Origin of the sequence: Candidatus Ponderosibacter sp. Uisw_141_02, from assembly GCF_048087665.1 — a bacterium.
Taxonomy (GTDB): Bacteria; Pseudomonadota; Alphaproteobacteria; order Puniceispirillales; family Puniceispirillaceae; genus UBA3439.
Genome location: NZ_CP159807.1, coordinates 1786293 through 1798297, shown reverse-complemented (window position 1 = coordinate 1798297; position 12005 = coordinate 1786293). Strand labels below are relative to the sequence as shown.

Sequence of the window (12005 nt, the reverse complement as noted above, 5' to 3'; positions counted from 1 at the left end):
CGGCTACAGGAAATAGACGAAGGTAATACGCAGAGACTTAGGAGGAAACTGATGAATAAAATAATAAAATCATTCATTTCAAGTGTGGCCGTAGCTGCTGCATCTCTAATGATCGCAAACAGTGCTATGGCAGCAAAGACGCTAAAAATCCAATTGGCTGTTCCAACAACTTCTGATGAAGCAAAAATCGTTCAAGATTTTGCAGATGATGTGGCGAACTTGACCCAAGGTGAAGTCAAGCTTGAGCTTTTGCCAGCGGGTGCTGTTGTCGGTGTCAGTGATATTATTGATGCGGTTGATAGCGGTCTGGTTGATGGAGGCTTTGCATGGACGCATTATTGGTCTGGCAAACATCCTGCAGCCATGCTGTTTGGGTCACCTGTTGCCGGTGCCGGTGTCGGCATCGATAATATCGCGTTCATGTCGTGGTTTCAGTACGGCGGTGGCTCACAGCTTTATGATCAGCTTTGGAAAGAAATGAAGCTGAATGTAAAAGGCTTTATGCTTCAGCCGGTTGGTCCAGAAGCGCTTGGTTGGTTTAAAGAGCCAATCAATTCAATGGATGATTTCCGCAAATACCGGTTCCGGACACCTCCGGGCATTCCTGGTCAATCATATAAAGATATTGGCGTAGCTTCTGTATCAATGGGTGGTGGTGACATTCTGCCGGCCCTTGAAAAAGGAACAATCGATGCCGCCGAATGGTGTTGTCCAAAGCCGGATTCGATTTTTGGTTTCCAGAAAGTGCTAAAACATTACTATTTGCAGGGTTTGCATCAGGTTGTTGTTAACGCAGATATCTATTTCAATGGTGATGTCTATAATTCACTTACTGACCAGCAGAAAAAGTCAATTGAGGTGGCAGCTAATGCGTCACTGATGAAGGCAATTTCATACCGTATTATTGAAAATGGAAAAGCCCTTAAAGACCTGACTGATAATCATGGTGTTATCCTTCACGATACCCCAGCTGATTACTTCCCAGCCTACATGGAGGCCGCGAAAGCATCGCTTGAGAAAAATGCCGCAGACGATGCATTCTTTGCAAAAGTCTGGCAGTCACAGAAGGATTTTGCCGCGATTGCAGTTCCGTTTTGGGCTGGCGCTCAGGCATCCAATGCGTCTTTGGGCAAAGCTTTTGCCGATAGCGTGAAATAATCATTGCTGGCGCACCGGATTGGTTTTTTCCGGTGCGCTGGTTATTTATTTAGATCTTTTGACGAAATGAAAAAACCGCAGACCCTTTGCCGATGGCATTGGGATGCATCAAAATAGAAAAGCAAGCAATCTGCTGGCGGGGAGCCAATTGTCATGGCAAAGAATGAAGACAGTATGGAACTGGATATTTCGGATGAATTGATCGCCGAGCGGCGTGCCGGTGAACCGGGCGAAACGCCCGAAGATATGCATCCTTTGTCGCGGTGGATTGTTGGCAATATTGACGTGTTGAATAACTGGGTAGGCAAGCTTACTTGTCTTTTGTTGGTTCCGGTCATTGGGGCAATGGTTTATGAAGTGGTTGCCCGCAAGCTATTCATTGCGCCAACCGATTGGGCCTATGATACAAGCCGCATGCTGAGTGGGGCGATGTTTATGTTGGGCGCTGGCTACGCTTTGATGAAGGGCGTTCATATCCGCGCTGATTTTCTGTATCGGAATTGGTCAAAACAAACGCAGGCGCTGGTAGATATATCGCTCTACCTAATATTCTATATGCCAGCGATGTTGTTTTTCTTTTGGATCACCTTTGAATATAGCGTCAAAGCTTGGGTGCGCTGGGAATTGACGATGGATTCCGCTTTAATGGCACCGCTTGCGCCAATGCGAACCGCTATGCCTGTTGGGGTTGGCCTTTTAATGCTGCAGGGTATTGCCGAGATTTTGCGGGCAATTCATATTTTGACGCCAAACATCAAAAAACTCATCAGCCGTTTGATGCCAGTTTATTTGGTCGTGCTTTTGGTTTCATTCCTAACGATTTTTTATCCCGACACTTTGTCAGTCAAGTGGCTGCTTGATGATTTGGGGATAACATCTAGTGATGGGCTTTCGTCAGAAATGATCGGTGTGATCATGATTGCTGTCATGCTGTTGGCGATTTTTGTTGGTTTCCCGATTTCGTTCACCTTGATTTTTCTTGGCTTTGTTTTTGGGGCTTGGGGTTTTGGCACCAAATTAGTTTTTCATCTGCAAACGCTGCAATTCAATAATGTCATGCTTGAACAAACCTTGGCAGCGGTACCGCTATTTGTGTTTATGGGCATCATGATGGAACAGGCCGGATTGATGGAACGTTTGTTTACATCAGTTCAGCTGATGTTGTCGCGCACCCGAGGTGCGCTCTATCTTGCGGTGTTGTTTGTCTCGACGATTTTTGCTGCCGCCACCGGCATTGTTGGGGCATCGGTAACAATCCTTGGCATTATGGCGGCAAAGACGATGAACCGGTCTGGCTATGATGTTCGGCTGGCCGCGGGAACCATTACCGCTGGCGGTACTTTGGGCATTTTGATTCCGCCATCAATCATGCTTGTGGTGATGGGGCCGGTGCTTGAAGTGCCGGTGACTGATCTGTTTTCGGCAGCGATTATTCCGGGGATTATGCTGGCGTCAATGTATGCTGCTTATGCTTTGATCCGCTGCTGGATGAATCCAAGCCTTGGGCCAATTCTGCCGGTTGATGAACAGCCCGCAACGTCGTCTTACTATTGGCTTGAAGCCATATTGGTTATTTCATCGATCATTCTGTTTTTCGTGCTGATCGTGCAAAGCCTTTCGGGCAATCTTCAGGGGTTATTCCCCTTGTCGTCACTGGTGATACCACTTGGCTGGGCCGGCATCATGTATGCGGCATCACTATGGGTGAAAAATGCCAAGCCAGCCGGTTTTTATTTTTCGGATCTTTGGCATGAATTCTTTATGGGGTTGGTGCCGCCATCAGCTCTTGTTGCTTTTGCGCTTGGGTCAATCTTGTTTGGCTGGGCAACGCCAACCGAAGGTGCGGGCTGTGGTGCTTTTGGCGCGTTGGTGCTGACCATTGCCTATCGCAAGCTGAACCGGAAGCGCTTTTACGAGGCCTTGATCAAAACGCTGGAAATTTCGGTGTTGATCCTGTTCCTTGTCGCAGCTTCAAATTTCTTTGGCGCGGTGTTTTCGCGGCTTGGTACGCCAATGATGCTAACCGAGTTTTTGTTGGCATGGGATTTGTCGGCAACGGCAGTTCTGATCATCATTATGGCCTTGATCTTCCTTCTTGGCTGGCCACTGGAATGGGTGCCAATTGTGTTGATCATTGTGCCAATCCTGATTCCGGTTCTGGTCAAGCTTGATATCAATCTGACATGGTTTGGTATTTTGGTAGCGGTTAATCTGCAAACCGCCTGGCTCAGTCCACCGGTCGCGCTATCGGCGTATTTCTTGAAAGGTGTTGTGCCTGAATGGGATCTAAAGGATATCTATTTCGGCATGATGCAGTTCATGGTGATCCAATTGATTGGTCTTGCACTGATCTTCTTGTTCCCACAAATTGCTTTGTGGCTTCCTAATTATATTTACGGTCAATAGGTATTAAAATGACGATTACATATGTGAAAAAGGCCGAAAAAACACCACAAACCGGCAGTGATGAAACACGCAATATCGTTGCAGATATGCTTGCGAAAATCGAGGCAGGCGGTGAAGATGTGGCGCTTGCCTATGGCCGCGATCTTGACGGCTATGCTGGTGATGCAATTGTCAGTGACGAGGTGATTGCCGCTGCTGCGGCAACCGTGTCGCCGCAATTAAAGGACGATATCCAATTTGCCTATGACCGTGTTACCAAATTCGCCAAGGCGCAATTGGCGTCGGTCAATGAATTTGAAACCGAGCTGTCACCCGGATTATGGGCGGGGCAGAAATTGATCCCGATCGAAACAGCGGGATGTTATGTTCCTGGTGGGCGTTATGCGCATGTAGCGTCAGCCATCATGTCAATCGCAACAGCCAAAGTGGCCGGTGTTGAACATGTGGTGGCCTGTACCGCGCCACATGGAAATGAAGGGCCAAATCCGGCAATTATTTATGCGATGAATTTATGTGGTGCCGATACCATCTTGTCACTTGGCGGGGTTCAGGGCATTGCGTCAATGGCCTATGGCCTATTTACCGGCAAGCCTGCTCGCTTGCTGGTTGGGCCGGGCAACCGATTTGTTGCCGAGGCCAAGCGCATGCTTTATGGCCGTGTTGGCATTGATATGTTTGCAGGTCCAACCGAAATTGCCGTGATTGCTGATGAAACCGCCGATGCGGCCGTCGTTGCCGAAGATCTGGTCAGTCAAGCCGAACATGGCCCCGACTCGCCGGCATGGCTAATCACAACATCGCGCCAGCTAGCCGATGATGTGATGGCGCGGATGGATCGTCACATTAATGCCTTGCCCGAAACCGCCCGCAATGCCGCAACCGTTGCATGGCGCGATTATGGCGAGGTGATTTTATGCGATAGCGATGAAGAAGCGGCACAAGTGTCGGATGAATATGCGGCTGAACATCTGGAAATTCATACCAATAAGGATGAATGGTATACTGCGCGTTTGAAAAATTACGGTTCATTATTCATCGGTGAGGAAACCACCGTGACCTATGGCGATAAATGTTCAGGCACAAATCATATTCTGCCAACCAAAGGCGCGGCGCATTATACTGGCGGCCTTTCGGTTCATAAATTCCTGAAAATCGTAACAACGCAGCGCATGACCAAAGAGGCCAATCGTGAGGTTGGACAGGCAGCGGCGCGCATTTCACGGCTTGAGGGAATGGAAGGTCATGCGCGCGCAGCCGATGTAAGATTGCGCAAATATTTCCCCGGAGAAAATCTTGGTTGATGCAGGCATGAACCTGTTTGATGTTGCCGGCAAAACCGCATTGATTACCGGCGGTGGCAGCGGTCTTGGCCAATTCATGGCAAAGGCATTAGCCGAGGCTAGGGTGCGGGTCTATCTTGTCGGCCGCCGCGAAGACCGGTTATCGGCCAGTCTTGGCGACCATGACGGCGCCATATTTGCGCTTGATCTGGTTGAACGTGGCGCGGCTGACCATTTGTTCGATATGGTTTCGGAAACGGATCATCAACCCGACATCATCGTCAATGCCGCAGGGATAAATCCGCGGCGTCATGCTGATGATATTTCTGAATCTGAGTGGCATTATTCGATAGATCTGAATTTGAATGTACCATTTTTGGTTAGCCAGAAATTTGTGCCTCATATGAAGCAGAATGGATGGGGGCGCATCATCAATATTGCCTCGCTTCAATCCACACGTGCTTTTGAAAATGGCATTTCCTATGGTGCGGCCAAGGGTGGTATCCTGCAACTGACCCGCGCCATGGCCGAAGCATGGTCACGATATGGCATTACCGCTAATGCGCTTGCGCCCGGGTTTTTTCCAACCGAATTAACCGCACCGTTATTTGCCGATCAGGACGTGGCACAAAGGCTGGCAGCGGCAACGGCCATTGGTCGTAATGGCGCGCTTGAGGATATGCGCGGGCCATTGCTGTTTTTAGCTTCGGATGCCAGCGGCTATGTCACTGGCCAGTCAATTGCTGTTGATGGAGGATTTACAGCGAAATGAAGGCGCTTGTTTATACCGGCACGCAAATGTCGGAAATTCGCGATGTTGATGTGCCAGTTGCAGGCGACAATCAGGTTTTGGTTGATCTGGCATTTTGCGGCATTTGTGGATCGGATATGCATGCTTGGCATGGGCATGATGAACGGCGGGTGCCGCCATTGGTGCTTGGGCATGAGGCGGTTGGCATTGTTCAAACCGGCGCGCTTGCCGGCGAGCGGGTGGCCATTAACCCGCTGATGACCTGTGGTGATTGTGATTGTTGCAATCGTGGCGATGAGCATCTTTGCCCAAGCCGTGAATTGATTGGCATGCGCGTTCCAGGTGCTTTTGCTGAAAAGCTGGCGATTGATTCTGGCAATCTTACCGTGATTGATGATGATTTGCCATTTGCCGAAGCGGCGCTTGCCGAGCCGTTGGCCTGCTCGGTTCATGCGGTGCGACTTGCCTGCCAGTTAGCTGGCGATCATCGCGATGCAGCCATTGTTGTTCTTGGTGGGGGGGCAATTGGTCTTTTGGCCGCGCTGGTGTTTGAGGCTTATGGTTATGGCAATATCCAGATTGCTGAAACCAATGCGCTTCGCCGCGAAATGCTGGAAAAGATCAGCGTTATGCGCGCCTATGATCCGCTTTGTGAAACGCCTGATTCCAGCCGGATTGATATTATCATTGATGCAGTCGGATCAGGGGCGACACGCCGTGCGGCAAGTGCGCTTGTCCGGCCGGGTGGGGTTATTGTTCATATTGGGTTGCAGGATAATGAACCCGGCCTTGATACGCGCCGCATCACCTTGCAGGAAATTAAGTTTCAAGGCACCTATTGCTATCGCAAAGATGATTTTGCCGAAGCCTTGGCCTTGCTGACGAGCGGCAAGATCAGCGGCAAGGGCTGGGCCGAAATTCGGCATCTTGACGCGGGGGCGCAGTCGTTTCTGGATATTCACCACGGTACGGCACCCCCAAAGATCATTTTACAAACAGGCAGCGAATCATGATGAAACGCCTCACCGGACATGGGTCTGTTTTCGGCCTTGGGAAATTATCAATTCTGGCGCTTCTTGGTCTGTCTCTATTGAAGGCTGCCCCGGCGCGCGCCGACTTTATTGATGGCAATCAATTGCGGCTTTATTGCACGTCAAAAAACCCAAATGACGAGGCGGTCTGTTTTGTCTATATCGCTGGTGCTGTTGATGCTTTTACCACGATTGATCTGATGGGGGAGAAGACCAGCGGGACAAAACGCCAATTCTGTCTTCCAGACGGGGTGTCGCCCGACCAGTTAAAGGCAACAACAATGCAATGGCTGGCACGCCCCGAAGCCAATCTTGACCTTGCGGCAACGCTTCTTGTCTGGGGAGCGATCAAAGACGCCTATGGCTGTAAATAGCCGGTCTTTAACAAAACGGTCTTTACCAAAACGGTCTTTACCAAAACGGTCTTGGCTAAAAATGATCTTTGCGCTTGCGGATTTCGGCAAACACCGCGGCATTGCTGGCTGTTTCCAAACCGAGATGAGCGCGGATAGCGGCATCTTCAACGCGCAAAAACGGGTTGGTTGCCTTTTCAAGATCGAGGCGCGTTGGCACGGTTGGAAAGCCGTTTTCACGTAATTCGACAATGGCCTCTTGGCGCGCGGCAAGCGCGGCATTATCCGGATCAACCGACCGCGCAAAGGCAGCATTGGAAATCGTATATTCATGGCTGCAATAAATGACCGTTTGGTCAGGAAGTGCCAACAGCTTTTCAAGCGATGCCCACATCATATCGGGATCGCCTTCAAAAATGCGGCCACATCCCATAACAAATAGCGTGTCACCAGTGCAAACCATGGATTCAGATGCGATATAGAAATTCAGCATATCAAGCGTGTGACCGGGCGTCGAAATTACGTCGATTTGGCGATCGGCAAATTCAAAATGATCACCATCGCCAAGCCGAATATTATAAAGCGCGCTTGCTGCGCTATCAATGACCGGACCAAGAACGGTAGCGCCATGACGCTGTTTCAATTCAGCAAGGCCAGCGGTGTGATCACCATGATGATGCGTAATGAAAATATGGCTAAGCTGCCAGCCGGTTTCGGCCAAGGCTGCTTCGGTCGCCGCGGCGTCGCCTGCATCAACACAGGCGGTAAGGTTGCTTTCGGTGCAATGCAGCAAAAGCCCGTAATTATCGTCGCCATAGGGAAATTGATGTGTCTGAAAGGCCATGGGCAGCTCCTTTTAACCGGCGGCAAATATGCTTACCAGCTTCCTGTATTTTCCATCGAAAGCCATGGTTCGGTTGCTGGTAGGGAATCGCCTTCTTGTAGCAATTCGATTGAGATATTATCCGGCGACTTGATAAAAGCCATGCGCCCATCGCGGGGTGGACGGTTGATCACAACACCAGCATCCATCAATTGCTGGCATGTTTCGTAGATATTATCGACCTTATAGGCAAGATGGCCGAAATTACGGCCATAATCATAATCTTCCGGATCCCAGTTAAATGTCAGTTCGAGTTCCGGCGCACCGCTAGCCTTGCTGCTTTGCATATCTTTTGGTGCTGCCAGAAAAATGAGGCTAAAGCGGCCTTCGGGAACATCCTTGCGGCGCATTTCAACAAGACCTAATTTGGTGCAATAAAAATCAAGTGACTCGTCAATATCACGCACCCGAACCATTGTATGAAGAAACCGCATAATTTCCCTGCCCCTTTTCCACTTGCGCCAAATGTTATCGGCACATTTCATGATTATGATAGGCGTCAAATCAATGCTATGTCTAGCCTGTTGTCGCCGTGCCGCGGTCGGCTATCTGGTTTGGCCTTAACCAAGTTATGGCCGGTTGGCATCAATGGTTGCCGGTGATGACATATCAATTTCAAGACCAATCAGGCTGGCCGCTTCGGCAAGGCTGGTGCAGATTTGAAAATCGGGTGGGTTTGGCGATCGGTTAGATGGCGCTAGGTCGGGGATCTGAATAACCGTCATGCCAGCGGCCAAAGCGGCAGTAGTGCCATTGTTTGAATCTTCAAGTGCAAGACAGTCAGCTGCATCAATGCCGAGCTTGCGGGCGGCATCGAGATAAACATCTGGCGCGGGTTTGCCAGCGGGCACTTCATCACCGCCGGTAACATGCTGGATATAGTGCATCAGGCCGGTTTTTTGTAAAATAGCGCGCGCTTTTTGGCCAGATGACGAGGTGGCGACAGCGCGTGGCATATCGATCTGGTGAAGGCTTGCCAGAAAAGCGTGCGCCCCCGCCTTTACCGGCACATCATCAAGCAAAAGCTGGCGGTAGACATCAAGCCATTCATTCTTGAAGGCAACCGCATCCATATTTGTCGGTAGCATGCTGCGAAGAATATCAATGCCAGTCGCCGCATTCAGCCCGATCATGTCGCGATAATCGTTAATCCCGACCACAAGATCATATCGGGCGGCCGTTGCGATGAATGACTCAAAGGACAAGGTTTCAGTGTCTAGCAAAAGCCCGTCCATATCAAAAATAACCGCCTTGATTTGGCTGGTCTCAACCGCAGATTTTACCAACGATAATGGCATGAATATTTCCCTATGAATGCGGCTTTTACCTGTGCAATGATTTGCTCGAACGCAGCCGCCCGACTATGGCATGGATTTGCAGCAAAGGAAAATGCCATAAACCAGAATCGCCATATCGGCCTTATCGATAATGGCATAATGGGGGCGCGATAAGGTTAATAAGAATTGGACGAATGAATCATGCTGAAAGCCGAAAATATCCGTTATCTCGTGGTGCATTGCGCCGATACGCCCGATGACCAGCCGCTTGATGCAAGTGATATTCACCAAATGCATCTTGGCTTTGGCTGGAATGGCATTGGCTATCACCGGGTAATCTGCCGTGATGGGCGCATTGAACATGGCCGTCCCGATTATTGGATTGGCGCGCATGTCAAAGGCTTTAATGAGGTCAGCCTTGGTGTCTGTTTGATTGGCCGTCAAGATTTTACGGATGTTCAATTTGCGGCGCTGGAAACCGTGCTTCGCGGTTGGCGTGACGCCTATCCTGATGCCCAAATATGCGGCCATCGTGATTTTGACTATACCGAAAAAACCTGTCCGAATTTTAATGTCGGGCAATGGTGTGAAAAAATTGGTTTGTAAATCAGATGGCACTATTTCGCATTATCACCCCATCTGCGCCTTTGCGATCTGGCCCATTTGCCGATGCGGCACTCGATAGTGAATGTCTTTTTGGCGAGGCATTTGAGGCTGAGCAGTCAGAAAATGAATTTACCTTTGGCAGGCTTGGCAGTGATGGATATAGAGGCTGGGTTCCGCGATATTGTCTTGGCGCTTTGCCAACACCCAATACGCGGGTAATCGCCCCAATGAGCAATGTAACCTCGCAAGCCGATATCAAAAGCGCGGGGCGTTTTGCGCTGTCGCTTGGTGCCTTGGTTACTATCACGTCATTGCAAGATGACTTTGCTGAAATCATCACCCCAAATGGCAGTGGTTTTTTACCTCGCCAGCATCTTTTGCCATTGGCGTCATGCGGGTCAGGCGACACGGCGGGTCATGTTCTGGGTGATGTGACGCAGGTTGATGATTGGGTGGCGATTGCTGAAAAGCTTGTTGCCAGCCCTTATAGGTGGGGTGGGCGTTGTGCATGGGGGCTTGATTGTTCGGCATTGGTGCAACTAGCCTTGGCCACAGGCGGTATTGATGTGCCGCGTGACTCCGGCCCGCAACACCATATCGGCAGTGGCATTGACGATCTATCGCAATTGCAACGCGGCGATCTGGTGTTCTGGCATGGTCATGTTGGCATCATACAGGACGGCGAAAACCTGCTTCACGCCAACGCGCATCATATGGCGGTGGCAAGCGAGCCGCTAGATGATGCCATTGCGCGTATTGCGATTACTGCAGGGCCGGTAACGGCGCTTCGCCGTCCAATGGCTGATCGGGGGCTAATCGGACGAGATAAATCCTAGCCACCATTTAGCTGAATCTTATGGCGAAGCAGCCATAGCAAGCAAAGCGATGGAATGACCATCAGCGCGGTGATGACGAAGAACAAACCCCAATCACCCCCAAGCCCATCAACCATTGCCCCTGATGACGCTGCCAAGGTCGTTCGGCCAATGGTGCCGATCGAGGCCAAAAGCGCATATTGCGTTGCGGTATAGGTGCGATCAACAAGAAGCGAAATAAAGGTTACAAACGCAACAGTGGCAAAGGCAGCGGCGATATCATCAAGCACAACCGCAAGCGCAAACACCCATTCAGATTTACCTGTCCAAGCAAGAACACTGAACATGACATTGGTTACCGCCATTGCAATGCCAGCAATGAACAGGGCGCGAACCGCGCCTGACCGAATGGCAAAAAACCCGCCAAGAAGGGTAAAGGCAACGGTGGTTATCCAGCCAAGGCCTTTTGAAAAGAGCGCGATATCTGATTTTGAAAAGCCGATTTCGGAATAGAAGATCAACGACATTTTGCCCATGAAGGCTTCGCCGATTTTGAACAATAGAACAAAGCTTAGAATACCGAGTCCGATGGCAACGCCATTCTGCCGGAAAAAGCTGGCAAGCGGGCCCCAGACCGTGCTGGCAAGAAAGCCAATGAATCGGGCAAAATGATTATTTACACTAAGCTTTTTGACGATATCGGCCTCGGCCTTGTTTTGCGCTTCGATGCGCGCAGTGGCGCTTGCTTCGGGAATGAATAAAAGCCCGATATTCGCCAGAATAACCAGCCCACCAAGCCCGATAAACGTCAATTGCCAGTAATTTTCAAATCCAGCATTTTGCAGGAAATCGGCACTGAAAAGCGCAATGATGCCGCCTATTTTATAGCCGCTCCACCAGCCTGTCACATGAATCGCCGCGCCTGCGGCCATGGCACTTTTTTCCGAAGCGTCGATCTGTTCAATGCGAAGCGCGTCAATGGTAATGTCTTGTGATGCTGACGCGGTGGCAATGACAAGCCCAATCGCCATCACAAGCCAGATATCTTCCGACGGACGAAGCAGGCTCCAGACCAGAAGCGACAAAAGAATGACAATCTGGAAACATAAAATCCATGCTTTGCGCTGGCCAATTTTGCGAGCAAGTCCGGGTATCTGAATCCGGTCGATCAGCGGTGCCCAGAAAAAATTGATGGCATAGATGCTGAAAATCAGTCCGGCCCAGCCAATCGCCGACCGGCTTAGGCCATCTTCATTGAGCCATAGCGATAGCGATGAGCCAATCAGAACCCACGGAAAGCCACTCATCGCTCCAAGAAGCAGAATGCGGATCATGCGCCTGTCGCGATAGGCGGCCAGACTTGTCATAAAATCACGCATTATCATGGCTCCATCAAATTGCGTTTGCTATATTAGACCCCATGGCAAGAATGGAAAAAGCAATTT

Annotated in this window: 12 protein-coding genes and 1 pseudogene; 9 read left to right on the top strand and 4 right to left on the bottom strand. The window is 50.2% G+C overall.

Features of this window, described 5'->3' with window-relative positions; translation table 11 throughout:
• Positions 1-51 precede the first annotated feature (51 nt).
• The 7 genes and pseudogenes from ABXT40_RS08990 to ABXT40_RS08960 all read left to right on the top strand — a co-directional run bounded on the left by ABXT40_RS08990 (position 52) and on the right by ABXT40_RS08960 (position 7000).
• Positions 52-1158: a TRAP transporter substrate-binding protein gene (locus tag ABXT40_RS08990; RefSeq protein ID WP_443646993.1), complete on the top strand. Its 1107-nt coding sequence runs from the start codon at positions 52-54 to the stop codon at positions 1156-1158.
• A 153-nt stretch (positions 1159-1311) separates the two neighbouring features.
• Positions 1312-1833: pseudogene (locus ABXT40_RS08985) on the top strand (TRAP transporter small permease subunit); the annotation flags it as partial.
• Positions 1834-2058: 225 nt separating this feature from the next.
• A complete protein-coding gene (locus tag ABXT40_RS08980; RefSeq protein WP_443646992.1) occupies positions 2059-3564 on the top strand; it encodes a TRAP transporter large permease in 1506 nt (501 codons plus the stop codon).
• Between the two features lie 8 nt (positions 3565-3572).
• Positions 3573-4865 carry a histidinol dehydrogenase gene (hisD, locus tag ABXT40_RS08975; protein WP_443645280.1) on the top strand — a complete coding sequence of 431 codons (1293 nt, stop codon included), beginning with the start codon at positions 3573-3575 and terminating at the stop codon, positions 4863-4865.
• A gap of 7 nt (positions 4866-4872) precedes the next feature.
• Positions 4873-5616, top strand: coding sequence for an SDR family NAD(P)-dependent oxidoreductase (locus ABXT40_RS08970; protein ID WP_443646991.1), 744 nt, complete (start codon positions 4873-4875; stop codon positions 5614-5616).
• Entirely contained in the window at positions 5613-6608 is a 996-nt protein-coding gene (locus ABXT40_RS08965; RefSeq protein WP_443645279.1) for an alcohol dehydrogenase catalytic domain-containing protein, read from the top strand. The genes ABXT40_RS08970 and ABXT40_RS08965 overlap by 4 nt, the downstream gene beginning before the upstream one ends.
• On the top strand, positions 6605-7000 hold the full coding sequence (locus tag ABXT40_RS08960; protein ID WP_443645278.1) for a Rap1a/Tai family immunity protein: 396 nt from the start codon (positions 6605-6607) through the stop codon (positions 6998-7000). The genes ABXT40_RS08965 and ABXT40_RS08960 overlap by 4 nt, the downstream gene beginning before the upstream one ends.
• 55 nt (positions 7001-7055) lie before the next feature.
• Here the strand turns inward: ABXT40_RS08960 and gloB are convergent, their stop codons facing one another.
• From gloB to ABXT40_RS08945, 3 genes are all read right to left on the bottom strand, one after another.
• A complete protein-coding gene (gene gloB, locus ABXT40_RS08955; RefSeq protein WP_443645277.1) occupies positions 7056-7823 on the bottom strand; it encodes a hydroxyacylglutathione hydrolase in 768 nt (255 codons plus the stop codon).
• A 32-nt stretch (positions 7824-7855) separates the two neighbouring features.
• A complete protein-coding gene (locus ABXT40_RS08950; RefSeq protein WP_443645276.1) occupies positions 7856-8296 on the bottom strand; it encodes a VOC family protein in 441 nt (146 codons plus the stop codon).
• A gap of 135 nt (positions 8297-8431) precedes the next feature.
• Complete coding sequence (locus tag ABXT40_RS08945; RefSeq protein ID WP_443645275.1) at positions 8432-9160, bottom strand: HAD family hydrolase; 729 nt, start codon at positions 9158-9160, stop codon at positions 8432-8434.
• A gap of 180 nt (positions 9161-9340) precedes the next feature.
• Here ABXT40_RS08945 and ABXT40_RS08940 point away from each other — a divergent pair, with 180 nt between their 5' ends.
• Positions 9341-9745: an N-acetylmuramoyl-L-alanine amidase gene (locus ABXT40_RS08940; protein ID WP_443645274.1), complete on the top strand. Its 405-nt coding sequence runs from the start codon at positions 9341-9343 to the stop codon at positions 9743-9745.
• Positions 9746-9750: 5 nt separating this feature from the next.
• Positions 9751-10581 carry a C40 family peptidase gene (locus tag ABXT40_RS08935; RefSeq protein ID WP_443645273.1) on the top strand — a complete coding sequence of 277 codons (831 nt, stop codon included), beginning with the start codon at positions 9751-9753 and terminating at the stop codon, positions 10579-10581.
• Here ABXT40_RS08935 and ABXT40_RS08930 read toward each other — a convergent pair.
• Positions 10578-11939 (bottom strand): AmpG family muropeptide MFS transporter, encoded by a 1362-nt coding sequence (locus ABXT40_RS08930; protein WP_443645272.1) that lies wholly within the window; start codon positions 11937-11939, stop codon positions 10578-10580. The two genes, ABXT40_RS08935 and ABXT40_RS08930, sit on opposite strands and share 4 nt — an antisense overlap.
• Positions 11940-12005: the final 66 nt, after the last annotated feature.